At 59.2% G+C, this 21,103-nt stretch carries 23 protein-coding genes; 11 read left to right on the top strand and 12 right to left on the bottom strand.

Annotated elements, in window-relative coordinates:
* Positions 1 to 31 precede the first annotated feature (31 nt).
* The 3 genes from flgA (at position 32) to I6L44_RS08970 (ending at position 1,541) form a co-directional block, all read left to right on the top strand.
* A complete protein-coding gene (gene flgA, locus I6L44_RS08960) occupies positions 32 to 715 on the top strand; it encodes a flagellar basal body P-ring formation chaperone FlgA (protein ID WP_216954405.1) in 684 nt (227 codons plus the stop codon).
* Positions 716 to 807: 92 nt separating this feature from the next.
* Entirely contained in the window at positions 808 to 1,128 is a 321-nt protein-coding gene (gene flgM, locus I6L44_RS08965; RefSeq protein WP_005344518.1) for a flagellar biosynthesis anti-sigma factor FlgM, read from the top strand.
* A complete protein-coding gene (locus I6L44_RS08970; protein ID WP_040066163.1) occupies positions 1,125 to 1,541 on the top strand; it encodes a flagella synthesis protein FlgN in 417 nt (138 codons plus the stop codon). Before flgM ends, I6L44_RS08970 begins: the two co-directional genes overlap by 4 nt.
* A gap of 36 nt (positions 1,542 to 1,577) precedes the next feature.
* Here the strand turns inward: I6L44_RS08970 and yfcE are convergent, their stop codons facing one another.
* Together yfcE and I6L44_RS08980 are read right to left on the bottom strand one after the other, a co-directional pair.
* The gene (gene yfcE, locus I6L44_RS08975; protein WP_216954112.1) at positions 1,578 to 2,120 is read right to left on the bottom strand and encodes a phosphodiesterase; all 543 of its coding nucleotides are present in this window, start codon (positions 2,118 to 2,120) and stop codon (positions 1,578 to 1,580) included.
* Positions 2,121 to 2,130: 10 nt separating this feature from the next.
* Positions 2,131 to 3,768 carry a peptide ABC transporter substrate-binding protein gene (locus tag I6L44_RS08980; protein WP_216954114.1) on the bottom strand — a complete coding sequence of 546 codons (1,638 nt, stop codon included), beginning with the start codon at positions 3,766 to 3,768 and terminating at the stop codon, positions 2,131 to 2,133.
* A gap of 156 nt (positions 3,769 to 3,924) precedes the next feature.
* On the opposite strand from I6L44_RS08980, the gene I6L44_RS08985 reads away from it, so the two are divergent.
* A complete protein-coding gene (locus I6L44_RS08985; protein WP_216954115.1) occupies positions 3,925 to 4,824 on the top strand; it encodes a DMT family transporter in 900 nt (299 codons plus the stop codon).
* A gap of 19 nt (positions 4,825 to 4,843) precedes the next feature.
* On the opposite strand, the gene rsuA is transcribed toward I6L44_RS08985, so the two are convergent.
* Positions 4,844 to 5,536 (bottom strand): 16S rRNA pseudouridine(516) synthase RsuA, encoded by a 693-nt coding sequence (gene rsuA, locus I6L44_RS08990; RefSeq protein ID WP_100646293.1) that lies wholly within the window; start codon positions 5,534 to 5,536, stop codon positions 4,844 to 4,846.
* 168 nt (positions 5,537 to 5,704) lie between these two features.
* Between rsuA and I6L44_RS08995 the strand changes: the two genes are divergently transcribed.
* Positions 5,705 to 6,904 carry an HD-GYP domain-containing protein gene (locus tag I6L44_RS08995; RefSeq protein ID WP_216954117.1) on the top strand — a complete coding sequence of 400 codons (1,200 nt, stop codon included), beginning with the start codon at positions 5,705 to 5,707 and terminating at the stop codon, positions 6,902 to 6,904.
* Positions 6,905 to 6,912: 8 nt separating this feature from the next.
* On the opposite strand, the gene I6L44_RS09000 is transcribed toward I6L44_RS08995, so the two are convergent.
* Both I6L44_RS09000 and fsa read right to left on the bottom strand, forming a co-directional pair.
* A complete protein-coding gene (locus I6L44_RS09000) occupies positions 6,913 to 7,092 on the bottom strand; it encodes a hypothetical protein (RefSeq protein WP_216954119.1) in 180 nt (59 codons plus the stop codon).
* Between the two features lie 125 nt (positions 7,093 to 7,217).
* Entirely contained in the window at positions 7,218 to 7,871 is a 654-nt protein-coding gene (gene fsa / locus I6L44_RS09005) for a fructose-6-phosphate aldolase (protein ID WP_216954121.1), read from the bottom strand.
* Between the two features lie 128 nt (positions 7,872 to 7,999).
* Here fsa and I6L44_RS09010 point away from each other — a divergent pair, with 128 nt between their 5' ends.
* The 5 genes from I6L44_RS09010 (at position 8,000) to I6L44_RS09030 (ending at position 15,174) form a co-directional block, all read left to right on the top strand.
* The gene (locus I6L44_RS09010) at positions 8,000 to 8,896 is read left to right on the top strand and encodes a glycyl-radical enzyme activating protein (RefSeq protein WP_216954122.1); all 897 of its coding nucleotides are present in this window, start codon (positions 8,000 to 8,002) and stop codon (positions 8,894 to 8,896) included.
* Positions 8,897 to 8,900: 4 nt separating this feature from the next.
* Entirely contained in the window at positions 8,901 to 11,333 is a 2,433-nt protein-coding gene (locus I6L44_RS09015) for a formate C-acetyltransferase/glycerol dehydratase family glycyl radical enzyme (protein ID WP_216954123.1), read from the top strand.
* Positions 11,334 to 11,427: 94 nt separating this feature from the next.
* Positions 11,428 to 12,174 (top strand): DNA-binding transcriptional regulator YciT, encoded by a 747-nt coding sequence (locus I6L44_RS09020; protein ID WP_216954124.1) that lies wholly within the window; start codon positions 11,428 to 11,430, stop codon positions 12,172 to 12,174.
* A gap of 126 nt (positions 12,175 to 12,300) precedes the next feature.
* The gene (locus I6L44_RS09025) at positions 12,301 to 13,194 is read left to right on the top strand and encodes an EamA family transporter (protein ID WP_216954125.1); all 894 of its coding nucleotides are present in this window, start codon (positions 12,301 to 12,303) and stop codon (positions 13,192 to 13,194) included.
* 129 nt (positions 13,195 to 13,323) lie between these two features.
* A complete protein-coding gene (locus I6L44_RS09030; protein ID WP_216954126.1) occupies positions 13,324 to 15,174 on the top strand; it encodes an extracellular solute-binding protein in 1,851 nt (616 codons plus the stop codon).
* A 94-nt stretch (positions 15,175 to 15,268) separates the two neighbouring features.
* Here the strand turns inward: I6L44_RS09030 and I6L44_RS09035 are convergent, their stop codons facing one another.
* Positions 15,269 to 15,661, bottom strand: a complete 393-nt coding sequence (locus tag I6L44_RS09035; protein WP_005334204.1) for a DUF2750 domain-containing protein — start codon at positions 15,659 to 15,661, stop codon at positions 15,269 to 15,271.
* 159 nt (positions 15,662 to 15,820) lie between these two features.
* The gene (locus I6L44_RS09040) at positions 15,821 to 16,369 is read right to left on the bottom strand and encodes a hypothetical protein (RefSeq protein WP_216954128.1); all 549 of its coding nucleotides are present in this window, start codon (positions 16,367 to 16,369) and stop codon (positions 15,821 to 15,823) included.
* A 245-nt stretch (positions 16,370 to 16,614) separates the two neighbouring features.
* Between I6L44_RS09040 and I6L44_RS09045 the strand changes: the two genes are divergently transcribed.
* A complete protein-coding gene (locus I6L44_RS09045) occupies positions 16,615 to 16,863 on the top strand; it encodes a TIGR02647 family protein (protein ID WP_005334209.1) in 249 nt (82 codons plus the stop codon).
* Here the strand turns inward: I6L44_RS09045 and I6L44_RS09050 are convergent.
* The 5 genes from I6L44_RS09050 to pdhA form a co-directional block, all read right to left on the bottom strand.
* A complete protein-coding gene (locus tag I6L44_RS09050) occupies positions 16,850 to 17,155 on the bottom strand; it encodes a hypothetical protein (protein WP_021231075.1) in 306 nt (101 codons plus the stop codon). The genes I6L44_RS09045 and I6L44_RS09050 overlap by 14 nt on opposite strands.
* A 90-nt stretch (positions 17,156 to 17,245) precedes the next feature.
* Entirely contained in the window at positions 17,246 to 17,455 is a 210-nt protein-coding gene (locus I6L44_RS09055; RefSeq protein WP_005302803.1) for a cold-shock protein, read from the bottom strand.
* A 208-nt stretch (positions 17,456 to 17,663) separates the two neighbouring features.
* The gene (locus tag I6L44_RS09060) at positions 17,664 to 18,764 is read right to left on the bottom strand and encodes a dihydrolipoamide acetyltransferase family protein (protein WP_005359484.1); all 1,101 of its coding nucleotides are present in this window, start codon (positions 18,762 to 18,764) and stop codon (positions 17,664 to 17,666) included.
* Positions 18,761 to 19,747: an alpha-ketoacid dehydrogenase subunit beta gene (locus I6L44_RS09065; protein WP_201903690.1), complete on the bottom strand. Its 987-nt coding sequence runs from the start codon at positions 19,745 to 19,747 to the stop codon at positions 18,761 to 18,763. The genes I6L44_RS09060 and I6L44_RS09065 overlap by 4 nt, the downstream gene beginning before the upstream one ends.
* Positions 19,740 to 20,828 carry a pyruvate dehydrogenase (acetyl-transferring) E1 component subunit alpha gene (pdhA, locus tag I6L44_RS09070; protein ID WP_216954130.1) on the bottom strand — a complete coding sequence of 363 codons (1,089 nt, stop codon included), beginning with the start codon at positions 20,826 to 20,828 and terminating at the stop codon, positions 19,740 to 19,742. Before pdhA ends, I6L44_RS09065 begins: the two co-directional genes overlap by 8 nt.
* Between the last annotated feature and the right edge of the window lie 275 nt (positions 20,829 to 21,103).

Genomic DNA, 21,103 nt, shown 5'->3' on the forward strand with positions numbered 1-21,103 from the left:
GCGTGAACAACTTATCGACCGACGAGCGAAAATGATTAACCGACTTTTACTCATCAGCCTCTTTTTTGGCAGCATATCCTCGAGCCATGCCTCGGATGTCACAACCTATCTGAGAGAGCAGGCACAAGAGTTCGTTTATGGTCAACTCGATCTGCCGCTGGATGCCAGAGCAGAGGTCACTGCCGCGACCCTTGATGAGAGACTCCCGCTAACCCGTTGCGATGATCTGTTGACCATCAGCTTGCCAGCAAAAATGGAAATTCGTCGTAATACAACTGTTTACATGAAGTGTGAGGAAGAAAAACCCTGGGATGTCTACTTACCGGTAAGGGTCAGTATTCAAAAACCCTTTGTTACTGTCACCGACCCCATTGCCAAAGGGGATCTGCTGAATGAAAGCAAGCTGGTAGTGGCGTTTCAGGATCAAACCCTGATCCGTGGTGACTATCTGACCAACCCGGCCCCTTTGATTGGGGTACGCAGCAAGCGGGAGATCAAACCGGGACAGCCCATCCGCTTGAGCCAGGTTTGCGTGATATGTAAAGGGGATCAGGTCACCCTGACAGCCGAAAACAGCAACTTCCAGATCAAAACCATGGCCCGAGCCTTGCAAGATGGCAGTTTCGGAGAGATCATCAAACTCGTCAATATTCGCTCCGGCAAAACGGTGGAAGGTAAAGTCACAGCAGTCGGTGCCGCATCAGTCACTTTTTGATATCTGGAGCCTGACAATTTTTTTTCTAAAGTTTTGACCTGCCGCACCGATAAACAGGTAAGCAAATCTTAAAGCAGACGAAGGTAACTAAAATGGCCATCAACAATATCAACAACTTGGCGAATAATCGGTTGCAAAATACCGCTAATAGCCAAGGGACAGGCAGCAAGTCAGTCACCTCATCGCCCGAAAACAAAGCGACCACTGTCAAGCTGGACTCCGTCTCCTTGACCAGTGAGGCGCAACAATTGCAAAAAATGCAACAGAACCTCAATACCGCCTCAACCGGCAACGAGAGCAAGGTTGAACGACTGAAAAAAGCCGTCGCGAGTGGCGAATATCAGGTTAACAGCGACGCTGTAGCCAAGAAGATGTTCAGTTTCGAGGCCAATCTGGACAAAGTTCTGGGATGATGGACTTACCTTCGTTACTGCACACCCAAGATGATTACCTTAGCCAGATGCAAGGCATTCTGGAAGAGGAGTTCAGCTTGCTCGAGCAGCATCAGGCACTGGCCCTGCCTGCACTGACCGAGCGCAAACAGCAATTGCTTGCTGCGATAGAAACTCTGGACAAGACACTGGCAGAGATGCCGGAACTGGCACTGCAGCTAGCAGCCTATCCCGACGAGATGGCGCAGCTTCGTGCAAAACTGGATGCCTGCCAGGCACAAAATGATATCAACGGTCGCTTGCTTGAATTGAGCATCGTCTCCAACCGTCGTCTGGCAACCTTTCTGAGTCAGTTGCGTGATCGCAACAGCCTGACCTATGACGCCAAAGGCAATACTCGCTCTGGCACCCGCTCCTACGGTATCAAGGCCTGACATCTCTTATCAGGCCTTGCATTTTTGCTCTCCGTTTTAAAGCACCAGTCGCAACAACTCTCGCCCGTCCTCACACGCATTGACGCGCAGTACTCCGTCCTCATAGCTCCCGTAACTGGCAGGCAACTCGCCGCGCGGGAAACAGATTGACCCCGGGTTCATCAAGATCCGTTCCCCCTGCCACTCCAGCACCGGCACATGGGTGTGGCCGCTCAGGAACAGACTACCCGGCGGTAGCTGTACCTCGTCCGGGCGATAAAGATGGCCATGGCTGACAAACCAGCGCCGCTCATCGACCAGCAACTGGTTGTAGGGGGCTGTGATGGGAAAGCGCAACAGCATCTGATCCACTTCGGAATCGCAATTGCCCCGCACCGCGATGATCTGTGGCGCCAGCTCGTTGAGCCGATCGGCCACAGCGGCCGGGTTATATCCCTCCGGCAGAGGATTACGCGGGCCATGGTTGAGCAGATCGCCGAGCAGCAGATAGTGATCCGGCTGCCAGGGCTCAAGTTGGGTCAGCACCCGCTCCAGCGCAATGATGCTGCCGTGGAGGTCGGAAATGATGGCAAGTTTCATGAAATGCTCCTCACTGCGGGCTGAAATAGAGATCCTTGGTGGCAATCGTCCCTTTCAAATTCTGGCTGGGCAGTCCCCGCAGCGCGGGATCGACCAGTCTCATCTGATTGTAATGATACACGGGGAAGATCGGCGCCTCCTCAAGCAGCAACTGTTCGGCATGCCGGTAGAGTTCAACCCGGCTCGCGCTGTCCAGCGTATTGGCAGCCTGCTCCAGCAACAGATCAAAGTCGGGATTGCAGTAGCCGCTCTCGTTGCGCAGATCCTGACAACGGAAGCTGCCCAGCATGGCAGACGGCTCCACGTAATCGCCAAACAGGAAGCTTCTGGCCACCTGGAAATCACCGCTATCCTTGGCCACCTGATAGGCGCCCCACTCCAGACTGTTGAGGGTGACCTGCACCCCCAGCTTCTGCCACATGGCAGCAATGGCCATCGCCATCTGCTTGTGGGTGTCGGCGCTGTTGTAGGTAATGCTCAGCTTGAGTGGATTGGCACTGTTATACCCGGCCGCTGACAGCAACGCTGCCGCTTTGGCCTGGCGGGTTGGCATATCTTCAAGCGCCACAGGCAATATCACCCGGGGGTAACCCGGCATCTCCGGCAACAGCGACCATGCCGCCTGTTCATCCTGCCCGCTCACCGATCCAATGAGCTGCTGTCGATCAACCGCCATAGAGAGCGCCTGACGCACCCGCACATCCTGCAGTTCCGGGCGTTTCAGATTGAACGCATAGAGATAGGTGCCAAACAGCGGCAAGCCCCAGAGCCGCTCCGGAGATTCGCGCTTCATCTTCTGGTAATAGCCGAGGGAGACCTTGTTGGTGAGCTGTATTTCACCAGCCTCATAGCGCAGCCGTTCGGCATGTTGCGAAGTGATAGGCAGATAGGTGACCCGTCCGATACGGGTGTGAAGGTCATCCCAGTAGTGGATATTGCGTTCGGCTTCGAGTCTCTCGTTAGGCACCCAACTAGCCAAACGATACGCCCCATTGCTCACCAGCTTGCCGGGCTCGGTCCACTGTTTGCCAAACTGGGCTATCACCTGCCGATTGACCGGTACAAAGGGACGCTGACTTATTAGCTGCAAAAAATAAGGAACCGGCCGCTCCAGGGTGACTTTCAGGATCTGATCGCTTTGCGCTTCAATGCCAAGATTGCCGAGCTCCAGCGCACCAGCATAGATGGATTGCGCATTGTTGATCCCCGTCGCCAGCAGCAATCCGGCAGAAGGGGAGTTGATGGCCGGATCGAGCAGACGGCGCCAGGCATAGACGAAATCAGCGGCCACCAGCGGCTCGCCATTGGACCATTTCAGTTGAGGGCGCAGGAAGAATCGCCACTCCAGCCCATCTTCACTCACCTCCCAGCGCTGTGCCTGAGCGGGGACGATATGCCCCTGACCATCTTCGCTGACCAGCCCTTCAAACAGATCGACCAGCACGGCCTCCCCCGGGAAACCGGAGCGCACCAGGGCCGGATCCAGTGACTCCGGCTCGGCACCGTTGCCCTTGACCAGGGTTTGCCGATCGGCAAGCAGAGGCTGCTGCTCAACGGTGGTGGCATGGGCCAGGGGCCCAGCCAGCACGGCAAGCAATAGCGGGGAGAGCCAGCGTTGCGCCAGCTTGGGGAAGAAACCATACCTCATGACAAAACCTCGAATAAAACCACTGCAGGAGGGGAAGGCCGACGGCGCGCCTGATGAATGCCTGATGCCGCTCTTGTTATCCCCGAAAACGCCCCGTATTGTATCGGGCTTGCCCGGGAGATGGAGTCTTTCGGGTTAATTTTTTCAGGAGTTTTTATGGGTTATGAGTGGCTGGCACTCGCGTCGGCCAGTTTATGGGCAATTGCAGCGCTAATTTCGGTCAAACCGGCCCGTCATCTCGGCGCATTTGCCTACAGCCGCTGGCGCATGTTTCTGGTCAGCCTGATGCTCGGCACCATGAGTCTGCTCACCGGTGGCTGGCAAACCCTCACCGCAAGCGCCCTGCCCCTGCTCGCCATCTCGGGGCTGGTCGGCATCTTCGTGGGCGATACCGCGCTGTTTGCCTGCATGAACCGGCTGGGGCCAAGACGCAGTGCCCTGCTCTTCTCCTGCCATGCGCTGTTTTCCGCCCTGCTTGGGATCTGGCTCTTTAATGAACAGCTGACGGGCTGGCGACTGCTGGGGGCCGTGCTGGTCTTTGCCGGCGTGATGCTGGCGATCCTGTTTGGCAGACGCAGTAGCAGCAACGAGTGGGAGCAGATCCGTGGCAATCTGGCGCTGGGAATTGGCCTTGGCCTGACGGCGGCATTGTGTCAGAGCGTGGGAGCCATCATCGCCAAGCCGGTGATGATGAGTGGTGAGGTGGATGCGGTGAGTGCATCGGGTATCCGGATGGGCAGTGCCCTGCTGGCCCACTGCGTCCTTCGGCTGGGGCGTTTGCCACTGGCCATGCCGCTCAAACCGGTCAATCGCCATATCCTCGCCATGATTGCCACCAACGGTTTTCTGGCGATGGGGCTGGGGATGACGCTGATCCTGATGGCGCTGCGGCAGGGCGAGGTGGGCATGGTGGCCATTCTCTCCTCCACCACGCCGGTACTGCTGCTGCCGCTGTTGTGGTGGCACTCGGGGGAGCGGCCATCCATTGCCGCCTGGGCGGGGGCACTGATTGCCACCCTGGGCACAGCACTGGTGCTGGGTTTCAGCACTCACTGACCCCCGGCACCATCCCTGATCAAAACAGGGCTATCTCCTCAACGGTCAGCTCACGGTATTCACCGGGTGCCAGCTCCTCATCTAGCGTCAAGCCGCCCACCCGCTCGCGATGCAAGCCAACGACCTTGTTGCCGATGGAGGCAAACATCCGCTTGACCTGGTGGTACTTGCCTTCGTGAATGGTCAGGCGTGCCTCGCACTCGCCGAGAATTTCCAGCTGGGCAGGACGGGTTTTATCGGTCTCGTTACGCAGGTAGACCCCTTCGGCGAACAGCTCGATTGCATCCGGGCTCACCGGATCGGCCAGCCAGACGTGATAGGTCTTGGCACACTCGTGGCGCGGCGAGGTGATGCGGTGGGACCATTGACCGTCATCGGTCACCAGCACCAGACCCGTGGTATCGAGGTCGAGGCGACCCACTACATGCAGCTTGCCCATCGCCGGTTCATCCATCAGGAAGAAGACAGTCGGGTGATCCGGATCCTCGTTGGAGCAGACATACCCTTCCGGCTTGTGCAGCATGAAATAGCGGTTGCGCTGCTCCAGCGTCAGCAGCACGCCGTCAAACTCGATCTGGCTCTGCTCATTGATATGAAAGGCGGGCTGCTTGACCACAATGCCATCCACCATGACCTCACCCTGACGGATCAGTTTGCCTGCCAGCGAGCGGGTCAAATCGGAACAATCGCACAGAAATTTATCAAGCCGCATTCACAACCTCGGAGTCCAACAAGTAAAGGGGCGTCATTATATCGGGCGGGGGCGACAACGCCACTGTTAAGGGGTTGCCAATTATGACGAACTGGTCATCCGATGTTACACTTCTCCGGTGTGACCCATCCGAACGATACTCATAATAATAAGAGTCAGGAAGCCCTCATGAAGTCTCAAGCATCCTATCCCGTCATTCCCGTCAACCAGCTGAAACCCGGCATGTATGTCATTGCTATCGCCAGCCAGACAGGTGGGATGGAGATCGCCCAGATGGGCTTGGTGACCAGCGTGGCGCAAATTGCCAATCTGGTGCGTCAGGGGGTGCTCACGGTACGCATCGATCTGGCCCGCAGCAAGCTGGGCAGTGCCGAGAGTGACGCCGTTACCTCCCCCGATCTCAATGCCAACAGCGCCCAGGTAGGGCGCCGGGCCAGTGCCAACGGCGAAGGACGGGAGCTTAAAATCCGCCGCCTCTATCAGGAAGCGCGCGAGCTGCAAGGCAAGTTCATTCGTCACCTCAAAGCGGGTGAACCCATCGACATCACCCCGCTGGCCGAAGTCGCCGAAGAGATGGTGGACACCATGTTCACCCACGGCGATGCCATGCTCTGTCTGGCCCGTATTCGCGCCAAGGATGCCTACCTGATGGAGCACTCCATGAACGTGGCCATTCTGCTGGCCAACTTCGGCCGTTATCTGGGGCTGGAGCGCAGCGTGCTCAAGGAGTTGACTCTGGGAGGGCTGTTGCACGACGTGGGCAAGATCATGACGCCGGACGAGGTGCTCAACAAACCGGGCAAGCTGACCGACGAGGAGTTTGCCATCATGCGCCAGCATGTGGTGCATAGCTACGACATTCTCCGCAATACCCCCGGCATCACCCCAACCATGCTGGAAGTAGCCGCCAACCACCACGAGCGGCTCGATGGTACTGGCTACCCGCAGCGGCTGAAGGGGGATGAACTCTCCCTCTATACCCGCATGAGCGGTATTGTCGATGTCTATGACGCAGTAACTGCCGACAGAGTCTACAAGGCTGGCATGCAACCCACCCAGGCCTTTCGCATTCTGCTAAAGGGAGTCAACCAGCACTTCGATGCCGAACTGGTCACCAAGTTCATCAAATGCATGGGGGTCTATCCGGTGGGAACGCTGGTACAGCTTTCAAACCAGCGGTTGGCCATCGTGATGCAGCGCAACGAGCAGCAGCCGCTCAAGCCGGTGGTCAAGGTGATCTATCACGCTTCCCAGCGCCACTACCTCGATGTGCAGTGGCTGGATCTGGCCAGATCGAGTGTGAAGGAGAGCATCGAGTGCACGGTCGACCCCAAAGAGTTTGGCATCAACCTCACCAACTTCTTCTAACTCTGTCCTCACGACTGGCGCTGGCTATCGAGCCAGTGCCGGATCAGAAACTCCTCATCCAACGGCGAGAGATCGAAACGCAGGCTGGCCTCTTCGATGGCGGCGATATCGTACTGGTGGTGCTCACTGAGCCAGCGCACCGCACGTCGCAGATCTTCACCATGGGGGAGCAGCAGATGGTCGCTCATGGGATACCTCCGGTAGATCGCAAGGCAGCCAGCGCATCTGACTGCCTATTACAAATCTAGTCGGTCAATCCCAATCCCCTCCTGCGTCTCCTCACCCTCCCCCATCTGTCACTGCAATCAGGCAATCAGCGACCGAAGGCGCGCTGCCAATCCTGATCAAACTTCGTCAATGCCGCATCCACCGCCGGCACGTTCAGCAACTGCTCGGCCACATCGAGCGGCAATGTGATGGATTGGCAACCGGCCAGCAGGCAGTCGAGCGCCTGACGGGGAGTGCGGAATGACGCCGCCAGCACCTTGCTGTTCGGCGCGTGCAGCGCAAGCAGCTGTTGCAGCTCCTGCACGGTGGCGATGCCATCGCCGCCCTGAGCATCCAGCCGGTTAACGTAGGGCGCGACATATTCCGCCCCCGCCACCGCCGCCAGCCAGCCCTGCAGCGGTGTATAGATCGCCGTGCCCAGGGTCGGCACCCCGTTGGCCGTCAGGGTCTTGATGGCTGCCAATCCCTCTTCACATACCGGGATCTTGATCACTAGGTCGCGGTCCAGTTCACGCAGGGCGAACGCCTCGCGCACCATCTCGGTTTCAGTTTTGGCCATCACCTGGGCAAACAGGCGCGCCTTGGGCCCCAGCACATCGCGCAAGGCGGGCAGCAGCTCACAGAGCGGCAATCCCCCGGCGGCGGTAATGGAAGGATTGGTGGTGACACCGGCCAACGGCAGGATCCGTGACCAGCGACGCACTGCCGCCACATCGGCGGTATCGAGATACAGCTCCATCTCTAACTCCTTAACGGGATGTTCAATATGTCGCCATTCTAGCGAGAAAACATCTGCAAACAGCTTGATCGAAATCAAATCAACTTTCGAATGAAAGCAAATAGAATGCAAATACAAAAGGAGGCGGTATGATTTTCGACCTGCAACGATATTCAACTCACGATGGCCCCGGCATTCGCACCCTGGTGTTTCTCAAGGGGTGCTCGCTGGCCTGTCGCTGGTGTCAAAACCCGGAAAGCCGCTCTCCCAAGCCGGACATACTACTCGACCGGCGCCAGTGCATCGAGGGATGCCAGCTCTGCAGCCAGGCTTGTCCGGCAATCTTACGTGACAGCGAGGGCATCCAGCTCAGCCGTTCTGCCCTCAAGGCCGATGATATGGAACGGCTGCGCGGCCTCTGCCCAAGCGAAGCGCTGCAGGTGTGCGGCCGCGATGAAACCCTGGATACCCTGATGGACACCATCTTGCGGGATCGCCCCTTCTTCGAGCGCAGCGGCGGTGGCGTCACCCTCTCAGGTGGCGAACCGTTTATGCAGCCCGAATTTGCTGCCAACCTGCTGGCCCGCTGCAAGGCCGAAGGGCTGCACACCGCGGTCGAGAGCTGCCTGCATGTGCCCTGGCACCAGATTGAGCAAAGCCTTCCCTCACTGGATCTGCTGCTGGCGGACCTCAAACACGTGGATAAAGAACGTTTCTTCCACTGGACCCGCGGCAAGGTGGAGTTGCCCATCGCGAACCTCAAGCGCCTCGCCGAGCGCGGCGTGCCCATGCAGATCCGGGTGCCACTCATTCCCGGCTTCAATGCCGACCACGCATCGATCGAAGCCATCACCGACACCGCTGCCAGCCTCGGCACGGTGCAGGAGATCCACTTCCTCCCCTACCACACGCTGGGGATGGGCAAATATGCCCTGCTGGATCTGCCCTATCAGGCGCCTGAGACACCGTTTGACGACCCCGATTTACTCCACTTTGCCCACGCATACGCCCAACGTCAGGGGCTGACCCCTGTGACCAGAGGATAAGATCATGACCCAGCTCGACCTCAATACCCTGAGCCCGCGGATCCGCGCCCACAAAGAGAGCCTGATCCACATCGTTCAGCCGCCGGTCTGTACCGAGCGGGCCCGCCACTATACCGAGGCCTATCAGACTCATCTCGCCCGGCCGCTGCCGGTGCGCCGCGCCCTGGCTCTGGCCCATCACCTCAAGGAACGCACCATCTGGATCAAGCACGACGAGCTGATCGTCGGCAATCAGGCCAGTCAGGTACGGGCGGCGCCGCTCTTTCCCGAATACACGGTGAGCTGGATTGAGAAGGAGGTCGACGAGCTGGCAGATCGCCCCGGCGCCGGTTTTGCAGTCAGCGAAACCGACAAGGCGATCATCCACGCCCTCACCCCCTTCTGGCGCGGCCAGACGGTGCAGGATCGCTGCTTCGGCCTCTTTACCGACGAGCAGAAAGCGCTGCTGGAGAGCGGCATCATCAAGGCCGAGGGCAACATGACCTCGGGGGATGCCCACCTCGCGGTCAACTATGAGGAGCTGCTCACGCTGGGGCTCGATGGCTTCAAGGCCAAGGTGGCCGAGCGCCGCAGTCGGCTGGATTTGGCGGATTGGGCCGATCTGCAGCGCGAGCAGTTCCTGCACGCCGTCGCCATCACTCTGGATGCGGTCAGCGCTCACATCTCGCGCTACGCCGCACTTGCCCATGATATGGCAGCACAAGAATCTCGCCCCGAGCGCCGAAACGAGCTTGAGACCATCGCGCTCAACTGCGCCCACATCGCCCACCAGCCCCCCGAGACCTTCTGGCAGGCGCTGCAGCTCTGCTACTTTATCCAGCTCCTCCTGCAGATCGAATCCAACGGTCACTCGGTGTCGTTTGGCCGGATGGATCAGTACCTCTACCCCTGGTATCGCCGCGAGGTGGAATTGTCGGAATCCCTGCCTCGGACGCGCGCCATCGAGCTGCTGCAAGGGTGCTGGCTCAAGTTGCTGGAGGTGAACAAGATCCGCTCCGGCACCCACTCCAAGGCATCCGCCGGCAGCCCGCTCTATCAAAACGTCACCATCGGCGGCCAGAACTGGCGGGATGGCAGTGCCCATGACGCGGTCAACGGCCTCTCCTACGCGATTCTGGAGTCCTGCGGCCAGCTGAGATCCACCCAGCCCAACCTCTCGGTGCGCTACCATGCCGGGATGAGCGAGGATTTCCTCGATGCCTGCATTCAGGTGATCCGCTGCGGCTTTGGCATGCCCGCCTTCAACAACGACGAGGTGGTGATCCCCGAGTTCATCAAGCTCGGGGTGAGCGTGGAGGATGCCCACCACTACGCCGCTATCGGTTGCATCGAGACAGCCGTGCCCGGCAAGTGGGGCTATCGCTGCACCGGCATGAGCTTTATCAACTTCGCCCGCATCCTGCTGGCCTCCCTTGATGGCGGCCGCGATGCCACCACCGGCAAGGTATTCCTGCCCCAGCCCCAGTCGCTGCGAGACGGGAGCTTTGGCAACTTTGACGAGGTGATGGCCCGCTGGGACGAGCAGGTGCGCTACTTCACCCGCAAATCCATCGAGATCGATTGTGTGGTCGACAGCGTGCTGGAGGCTCAGGCCCACGACATCCTCTGCAGCGCCCTGGTGGATGACTGCATCGAGCGCGGCAAGACCATCAAGGAGGGGGGCGCCGTCTATGACTGGGTCTCAGGTCTGCAGGTGGGGATCGCCAACCTCGGCAACAGTCTGGCGGCCCTGAAGAAACTGGTGTTCGAACAGGGGATAGTGGATCAGCAAGAGCTGGCCGAAGCACTCGAGCAAGATTTTTCAGGACTGGCGGGGGAGCAGCTGCGCCAGCGCCTCACCAATGCAGCCCCCAAATATGGCAACGATCTGGACGAGGTTGACCTGCTGCTGGTGCAGGCTTACCAGAGCTACATCGACGAGCTTAAGGGGTTGCACAACACCCGCTTCGGCCGTGGCCCCATCGGCGGCACCTACTATGCCGGCACCTCCTCCATCTCGGCCAACGTCCCCTTCGGTGCCGCCACCATGGCCACCCCGGATGGCCGCCACGCCCGCACGCCGCTGGCGGAAGGGGCCAGCCCCTCGTCGGGTTCGGATCGTCTCGGCCCGACGGCGGTGTTCAACTCCATCGGCAAGCTGCCCACGGCGGCCATCCTCGGCGGGGTGCTGCTCAACCAGAAGCTGAGTCCGGCGAGCCTTGAGAACGAGCGGGACAAGGCCAAGCTGATGAGCCTGCTGCGCACCTTCTTCGAGGTGCACAAGGGGTGGCACGTGCAGTACAACATCGTCTCGCGGGAAACCCTGCTGGCAGCCAAGGCCAATCCGGATCAGTACCGGGATCTGGTGGTACGGGTGGCGGGCTATTCAGCCTTCTTCACCGCCTTATCCCCGGATGCGCAAGATGATATCATCGCCCGCACCGAGCACAGTCTCTGACGGGGCGCTCCCCATGGCGCCTGTGACGTCATATGATTGGCAAGCCACCCTCGGGTGGCTTTCCGCTATCCACCACCTTGCATGCGAGCGCACCATGAATCCACGCCACCAACTGATCCTCACTCTGGTCCATCAGGCTCGCAAGATGAGCGTGAGTGAACTCTCCCGACACACAGGTGTGTCTGAGGTGACGGTGCGCAACGACCTCACCGCGCTGGAGAAACAGGGACTGCTCAGACGGGTACACGGCTCGGCCATGGCGCTGGAGACCGATGACCCCGATGCCCGGATGAACATCAACTACCTGCTCAAGGAGCGCCTCGCCGAGCGGGCCGCCCAGCTGGTGGAAGATGGCGAAACGGTCTTTATCGAAGGGGGCAGTGCCAACGCCATGCTGGCGCGCCATCTGGCCCTGCACAAACGGGTCACCATCATCACCATCAGCAGCTATATCGCCCATCTGCTCAAAGATACCCCGGCTCAGGTGGTGCTGCTCGGCGGGCTGTTCCAGCATCAGAGCGAGAGCGTGGTGGGGCCGCTCACGCGCCTCTGCATCGAGCAGGTGCACTTCTCCAAGGCCTTTATCGGGGTCGACGGTTTTCATCCCGAGATGGGCTTTACCGGCCGCGACATGATGCGGGCCGACGTGGTCAACAGCGTGCTGGCCAAGGGGATGACCAATGTGGTGATCACCGACAGCAGCAAATTTGGCGCCATCCACCCGAGCCAGCTTGGCGCGCCGGGCCAGATCAACGTGCTGGTTACCGACGATGCCCTGCCCGCCCCCATGCGGGCCACCCTGGCCGCACGCGGCATCACAGTGCACTGCGTCTCTGCCTGAATCGCACCTGGCCCCCGTTGCCGGGTTGCTCCCCCGCCGGTCGGCTTGACGGCGCCCACCCTGGCGGGGGTATGCTCGTCCTCTTTTGGCCTCTCATGGCAGAGGCCACAGACCGAAGGACACCGCATGCACACCAAAGACAAGTTTCTGGCCGCTCTGGTCATCCTCTGCTGGGGGCTTAACTTCGTGGCCATCAAGTGGGGGCTGGAGGGGATCCCCCCACTGCTGCTGGGTGCGCTGCGCTTTATCGGCGTGGTCTTCCCCGCCATCTTGCTGGTACCCAAACCCGCCATGCCCTGGCGCTGGCTGCTGGCCTATGGCGGCGCCATCAGCCTCGGTCAATTCGCATTTTTGTTCAGTGCCATGAAATTCGGCATGCCCGCAGGTATGGCCTCGCTGGTGCTGCAATCCCAGGTGGTGTTCACCCTGCTTTTTGCAATGATCTGGCTGGGGGAGCGCTGGCAATCCCACCACTGGGTGGCGCTGCCCTTGGCGGGATTCGGCCTCTATCTCATCGCCACTCACGGTGAAGGCAACCTGACCTTGCTCGGGTTTATCCTGACGCTGTGTGCCGCCGCCTGTTGGGGCCTTGGCAACGTCATCAATCGCCAGATTGGTCTGCGCTACCAGACCACGCTGCCGAGCCTGATCGCCTGGGGCGGTCTGGTGCCCATCCTGCCATTTTTCGCCCTCTCCTGGCTGTTCGAAGGGCCGGAGCTGATGGCCAGCAGCCTGCGCGACTTCAGCTGGCAGGGATTGCTGTGCGTGCTCTATCTCTCGTATGTCGCGACCTGGCTGGGTTACGGCCTGTGGGGACGACTGCTGATGCGCTATCCGGTGGCGCAGGTGGCACCGCTCTCCCTGCTGATCCCCTGTGTCGGCATGGTCACGGCAGCGCTGCTGCTCGATGAACATCCAACACCCTTGCAGTGGCTGGGCTCAGCTCTGGTGCTGCTCGGCTTTGTGGTCCATCTGCTGGGTAGCCGACTGCGCTGGTTCAAACCACAGAGAGCGACATGATGAGCGCCTGCCCATTTACGCTATTTCATTGACCTGACAGGATAAAATTTTCATGATGAGCCAGTCCCCATCGGGACTGACATCACCAGTGCGTGATCTGCAGGAAGCAGACTTCAGGAGAGCAAGGACATGCCATCGACCACCGCCGCCGGGGGGCGCCGCCTCCCCCCTATCATTCGCGCCACCGCCATCACCCTGACCCTGTGCTGGAGCCCGTTTGGCTGGAGTGCCACACTGCCCGCTGACTTGAAGTGGGAGAGCAACAACCAGGACCCTCTCTATGCCGATCCGGCCGCCAAACGCGGCGGCACCTTTCGCACCTTTATGACCAGCTTCCCCCTGACCCTGCGCAAATATGGCCCCGACTCCAACGGCGGCTTTGCCGGTTACGTGCGGGAAACCAACCTGCCACTGCTGAGCACTCATCCCGTCACCGGCAACCCCATGCCGATGCTGGCAAACGAGTGGGCCTTCGGCGCCGACAACAAGACCCTCTATTTTCGCATCAATCCCAAGGCACGCTGGTCAGATGGCCAACCGGTCACCGCCGATGACTGGCTCTTTACCCTCAAGATGATGCGCAGCAAGGAGATCAACGACCCCTGGTACAACAACTACTACAGCACCCAGATAGCAGACATAACCAAGTTTGATGATCACACCCTGGCCATCACCAGCGGCACCGAAAAGAGCCGCCAGGATCTGCTCGAATCGCTGCCCATCAGCCCGGAGCCGAGCCACGCCATCAAGCTCACCGCCAACTGGGTCAAGGAGTACAACTGGAAGGTGTTGCCGGTCACCGGTCCCTATCAGATCGATCAGGTGAAAAAGGGCAAATCGGTCACCTTCAAGCGGATTGAAAACTGGTGGGGGGATGACGAGCGCTACTTCCAGCATCGCTTCAATCCTGCGCGGATCGAGATCAAGGTGCTCAGGGATCTGAACATCGCCTGGCAGCACTTCCTGCGCGGCGATCTCGACACCTTCCCGCTGGTGATGCCCAACTGGTGGCACGACAAGACCAAAACCGCGGAGTTCGAGAAGGGTTATATCACGCGTACCTGGTTCTACAACCAGACCCCGCAATCGCCAATGGGGCTCTATCTCAACACCGCCGATCCGCTGCTGAATAATCTCGATGTGCGGCTCGGGATCCAGCATGCCCTCAACCTCGACAAGATGCTCACCACCCTGCTGCGGGGGGATTACCAGCGACTCAACAGTTATGGCTCAGGTCAGGGTGAGTTTACCAACAGCGAGATCAAGGCCCGTCCGTTCGATCCCAAACTGGCACGGGAATACTTTGCCAAGGCAGGCTTTAACAAAGTGGGGCCGCAGGGGATTTTGCAAAACGACAAGGGGCAGTCACTGACCCTCGCCATCACCTACACCACCGCAGAGCACGCCCAGCGGCTCACGCTGTTGCGGGAAGAGGCCAAGAAGGCGGGGCTTAATCTGGAGCTCAACCTGATGGATGCCTCGGCCGGGTTCAAATCGATGCTGGAGAAAAAACACCAGAGCGCCTGGATGGCCTGGGCGGGTAGCCGCTATCCCGCCTATTGGGAGTTCTTCCACAAGGTCAACGCCAACAAACCCCAGACCAACAACATCATGAACATCGATGATGACGCCATCACGGCCTTGGTGGAGCAGTATGACAAGGAGTTCGACTTTACCAAAAAGGCGGCCCTGTCACGGCAGATCCAGCAGCGGCTCTATGAGCTGGCAAGCTTCGTCCCCGCCTATCAGGTGCCCTACACCCGGGAAGGCGCCTGGCGCTGGATAAAACTGCCAAAAGTACCTGCAACGCCCAAGAGCGAGCAGCTCTACTGGCCCCTCGGTGGCGACAACAGCGGTTACAGCTATGGCGGTCTGCTGTGGATCGATGAAGAGCTAAAAACCGAGACCAAGGCAGCCATCAAGAGCGGCAAGACCTTCCCGGCCGAGCCCATCATCGACACCACCTATCGCCAGCCCTGATAGCGACAACTCGTTTGGCAAACTGACCAAAAACAAAGACCCCGCCAGATAGCGGGGGCTTTGTTGGCAACCGGTGTTGCGAATCGAGCGGTGATCAGCCGCGTTTGGCCTGCTTCTCGGCAATGGCGTCAGCCACGTCGGCCGGCTCCAGCACGATCCCTTCCTGATCCGGGGTCGGGAACACGGCAACACACAGCTCGTCCTGCTCCATACCGTCAACCCAGCGCTCCAGCCATACCTTGAGGGTGATAGACTGCGGCTTGCAATCGGCCCACTCACCTTCGGCCCACGCCTTGGCGTACTCCGGGTGCGGCCATACCGGGATGCAATCTTCATCGTCGGTGGTCAGCATCATGACGCCATGCTCGTCAGTCAGGACGAACAGCTCTTCATGCTCGACCAGCTTGCTGATGAAGTGATCGTAACGGTAATCAGCGTTCAGTTGCAGCGCGGCATTGCGCTCGGTGTCGCTCAGTTCATAGCTCATTGGCCAAGTCTCTCTCTCGATAAAGGGCGCCATGTTCACATCTTGTCGTCAGCTTGTCCAGCTTGCAGCCCCTTGGCACCGGATGGGGAGGACAATGACGCAAATAAGGATAGAGCAGCCTCCTCGATAGCGAGACCGCCAGCCATCATATCGCCCCTTTTACAACGCAGGGGTGATCAGCTCCACATCAGGCTGCTCGCTCAGCTTTTGCCGCAGCCAGTAGGCGGACTCCACCTCGACAAAGCAGAGCAGATCCTGGCCATTGGCCGCCATCGCCATCAGCTGCTCAAAACGCAGCTGTTGCTGTTGCTCCCAGGCGGCAGCGAGTTTGGCACCGTGGGCCTCATCCACCACTTCGCGGCGCAACTCGAACAGGTTATCGGTGATCGGGCTGTTGATCTTGGCGGCGGTGTGCCAGTACATCAGCAGGTTATCCATCATCTCGCTGTCGTAGTTGGCCAGTGCATCCAGCTCGGGTGAATCACCGCTGTCGCTGGCGGCAAAATCACACCAGCCCGCATCGAGTGACGCCAGCTCATGAGCCCCCTTGGCATGCTTGCGTAACAGCGCAATGTCGGCCCCCTTGCGTGCAGGTAACCATACCTCGCCCTGATGGGCATCCAGCAGGGACGTCAACGAAGCAGCGGGGTAAACCGGAAAGCGGGTACAAAGTGAATGCAGCAGGGATACCAGAGTGATCTTGACCATGAGCGATACCTTGAACAGGGCGAACAGCCACCAATAGACCGTCCGATATAAAGAAGTGCCCTATCCTACCACGTTTGGTCCGGCTCGGCCCTTGACGAAGCTGTCAGCCAACCATCTGATTACGCCGAAAAAAACAGCATTTGAAACGCAGCATCCAGCCAAAGATCAATAATTTGAGCCAGCGCCCACTAAAGTGGATCCGGGGATGCTAGTTTGCATACATCTTTAGCGTAAGGAGTAAATCCATGATTGGGATCGACCAGGTTTCTAACGAATTCGTGAACGATTTGAAAATACTGGCATGCTTTGATCCGGCCAACATGAGCCTGGGGATTAAATTACGCAGCGATATGTCTGAAGAGTTGTGCCAGGCGGCAGCCCGTCTGCATCAACAGGGGCTCATCAGCGCAGAAGATGGCGGCTATCTCACCCCGTTTGGCATGACCATGGTTGAACACCTGCAACATCTGTTGGTCGCACTCAAACCGCTTTGACCGGCTGTGGTGCCCAGAGCGAAAAGTTGAGTAGCTCCCAGCGCTCCCCTTGGTGAAGATGACAGGCAAACAGCAAAGGACCTTCGGGTCCTTTTACTTTGCCATCCACCAGCCACTCCCCCTCCCTTTCAGGCACCAGTCGCGCATTCACCTCATCAGGTTGCAGCGCAGCGCCTATTCGGACCTGGACAAATTGCTGGCAGATCACCTGCGCTTCCATCGCGGATTGAACCGGTACCGGCGCATCGGACGTCGGAGTCAAGGTGGCAGCAAGCAGGAGCGATAGCAACATGATTCAGCACATGGGAGTCAGTAGCAGAAGCCAGATAAACAAAAAGCCGTGGCACCAGAGGTACCACGGCTTTCTTAAATTCTGTAAGAATTACAGAGCGGTTACGTTCTCAGCCTGCGGGCCTTTCTGACCTTGGGTCACAGAGAACTGTACGCGCTGACCTTCAGCCAGGGTACGGAAACCGTTACCTTGAATGGCGCTGAAGTGAACGAAAACGTCCGGGCCGTTTTCTTGCTGGATGAAGCCAAAACCTTTGGTTTCGTTGAAAAACTTAACGGTACCGGTGATCATGTTAGACATATCTTTTAAACCTGTATTCAAAATAATTACTTATGCTTTTCAGCGGGTAAAGCTCAAAAAACGGGATTAACTTATGAACAACAGGACAAGATGTGAAACATCGTATTCATTGACATAACTATCGCCCTTTCAAGCTGGTTTGGATTATACGTGGCTTTGTAGATTACGCAAACAAATTTGTGCCCTGCCAATGACAGGGCACAACCCCTTATAAGGTGGCTGCTTCCAACGCTTCGACCAGCGCTCTGAGAAAACGAGCCGCCTCCCCGCCAGTGCAGGCTCTGTGGTCAAATGTCATCGACAGCGGCAATGCCCTGACGGGACGCGCTTCACCATGGATGAACACCACTTTTTCGAACAGTTTGCCTGCCCCTATGATGGCCACCTGCGGCGGCGTGACGATGGGGCTGGCATAGCGGCCTGCGATGGCACCGAAGTTGGTGAGCGTAATGGTCGCCCCCTGCAACATCTCGCGGGGCACGGCGCGCGCCTTCACATCGGCGATCATCCGATCCAGCCCTTGCCGGATATCTGCCCCCTCCCGCTCGGCCACGTTCTCCATCACCGGCACATAGAGGCCATGCTTTGAATCCACCGCGATGGCCACATTGACCTCTTTGAACAGCCGCCGTGACAGGGTGTCGCCATCAAACCAGGCATTCATCGAGGGCTCGGCGCGGCACGCCACGCCAATGGCCTTGATAAGGCGCACCGTCACATCCTCATCAGGCCGCCAGTGACGCAAATCCACCTCGTCGGTGATGCTGACCGGCACCACAGTCTGATGAGAGAGCTCCATCGCCTTGGCCATGGCCCGCCGCGACCCTTTGAGGAATTCGTTGCCACTGCTCTGCTGGGCCTCGAATGCCTGCTGCACATCCAGCTCGGTCACCATGCCGCCGCTGCCACTCCCCTTGATCCGCTCGATATCCAGACCCAGTTTTTGTGCCAGCAGGCGCACGGCAGGCATGGCTTGCACCAGCGATCCCCCCGGGGCAATGGCCCCCACCACGAAGTGATCCTCGATATGTTGCTGATGGGCGCTCACCTTGCCCACCACGGTGCCATCATCTTCGCCCCCCTCGAACTCCACCAGCGGTGCACCGATATGGAGGATATCCCCCTCGGCGCCGCAGAGACGGGCAATCACCCCGGCTACCGGAGAGGGTACATCCACCAGCGCCTTGGCCGTTTCCACCGACAACAGCACCTGATCGACCGCAACGGTATCACCGGCACTCACCTTCCACTCGACGATCTCGGCTTCGGCCAACCCTTCACCCAGATCCGGTAATTTGAAAAATTTCATAGCCACTGGTTCTCCATCAGCTGGTGAGCGGCATCGGCGATATCCTGCTCGGTGATGAGGTAATACGCCTCGTTGCGATAGTAGGGGACGGCGGCATCCACGCCGGTCAGCCGCTTGGGCGGCGCCTTGAGGCTGGGAAGCGCCTGCTCGGTCACCCGCGCCACGATTTCGGCTCCGACCCCGAAGCTGCCACACGCCTCGTGTACCACCAGCAAGCGGCCAGTCTTGCGCACCGAAGTGAGAATGGTCTCAATATCCAGCGGCTTGATGGTGGCCAGATCCAGCACCTCGCACTGGATATCCTGCTCGGCCAGCAGATTCGCTGCCCGCATCACCTCCTGAATGCAGGCCCCCCAGGCCACTACCGTGATATCGCGGCCAGGGCGCAGGGTGAAGCAGACATCCAGCGGCAGGCCGACACCGTCATCCACCACCTCGGATTTCATCGAACGGTAGATGCGATCGGGTTCGAAAAACATCACCGGATCCGGATCGCGGATGGCCGAGAGCAGCAGGCCATAGGCGCGTCTCGGGCTGGAGGGGATCACTACCCGTAGCCCAGGGATATGGGCAAACAGCGCCTCGACGCTCTCGCTGTGATGTTCAGGCGAATGAATGCCCGCGCCATACGGGGAGCGATAGACAAGGGGACAGGAGAGGCGGCCACGGGTGCGGTTTCGCATCCGCGCCGCCTGACAGATGATCTGCTCCATCCCGGGGAAGATGAAGCCCTGAAACTGGAACTCAGCCACCGGCTTGAGCCCCTGGGTCGCCATGCCGACCGCCACCCCGGCGATCAATCCCTCGGCCAGCGGCGTGTCGATCACCCGCTTGAAACCGAACTTGTCGCGCAGCCCTACGGTGGCGCGAAACACCCCGCCGTTGACCCCCACATCCTCGCCCAGTACCACCACATCCGGGTCGTGCTCCATCTCGTAGTGAAGGGCCATGTTGACCGCTTCCAGCAAACTGATCTCACTCATGGCCAACCTCCTGCTTCATCCCCTTGGCAATCACTCGCTCGCGCTGGGGCAAGAGTTCGGCGGGCAGGCTGGCGTAGTGATAATCGAGCATCGCCTCCGGCGGCTGGGGCGCCATCGCCTCATAACGGGAGACCGCCTGTTCGACCTCTCGGGTAGCCTCCGCCAGCAGGCTCTGCTCCTGCTCTTCATCCCACCAGCCCTGGCTGTGCATAAACTGGCGCAGCCGCTTGACCGGCTCTTTCGCCCAGGCGGCCTCGACCTCGGCCCCATCGCGATAGCGAGTGGCATCGTCGGCCGTGGTGTGATCGCCGAGGCGATAACTGACCGCCTCGATCAGGGTCGGCCCCTTGCCGCTGCGGGCCCGTTCGACGGCACTGCGGGCGGCATCGTAGACCGCCACCACATCGTTGCCATCCATCTGCAGGCTGCGCACCCCGGCGCCAATCCCCTTCTGGGCCAGCGTAGGAGCGCTCGATTGCAGCTTGCGCGGCACCGAGATAGCCCACTGGTTGTTGTTGACGATGATGACCATGGGTAGGTGCCAGACCCCGGCGCAGTTGAGCCCCTCTAGAAAATCCCCCTTGGAGGTGCCGCCGTCGCCGATGGTGACTACGGCAACGCGCGGTTGATTACGCAGTTTGAAAGCCGAGGCAATACCGCAGGCGTGGGTGATCTGGGTGGCGATGGGGACGCAGATAGGGAGATCTTCAGAGGGAGTCCCATCGGGTTTGAGAAAATAACTCCCCCGCTCGTCACCGCCCCAATATTGCAGGTTCTTCTCCATCGGTACGCCCCGCACATAGAGGGTGGGCATGTCCCGATAGTAGGGAACGTAGACATCCTGCGGCTGCATGGCCAGACCAATGCCAATCCCCACGGCTTCTGCGCCGAGATGGGAGGGAAAAGTACCGAGTTTGCCGGTTCGTTGCAGCGCAATCGCTTTTTTGTCATAGCTGCGCACCATCACCATATTGCGGTAGAAGGTGTGCAGTATCGCCTTGTCCAGCCAGGTCGGTAAGGTGGCGACCGGGCACCCTTCCGCATCGAGGTAACGAAGGAAAGGGATGTCGACATGGGTCATAACTGGCTCCTTGCCGTTGTGAGCGTCACCGATGCTGGTGACACCTAGATGTAAATACCTTGTTAAATAAAAAGCAAAGGAATTTACTCAGGTAAGACCAGTAGAAACTTCTTTAAAGTAGCGAAGGAGCTGAATTTTCGGCGATGAGTGGCAAGGTATGCCGTAAATGGTGCAACTTTGCAGCGCTGAATGCAGGATGCAAAATGTGAAAAAGGGGAGCCTTGCTCCCCCATTGAGTTACTTCAGTTAGCTGTTACTTCTTGTCAGGTGTTACT

The sequence above is a fragment of the Aeromonas sp. FDAARGOS 1414 genome (genome assembly GCF_019047065.1).
GTDB lineage: Bacteria > Pseudomonadota > Gammaproteobacteria > Enterobacterales > Aeromonadaceae > Aeromonas > Aeromonas veronii_A.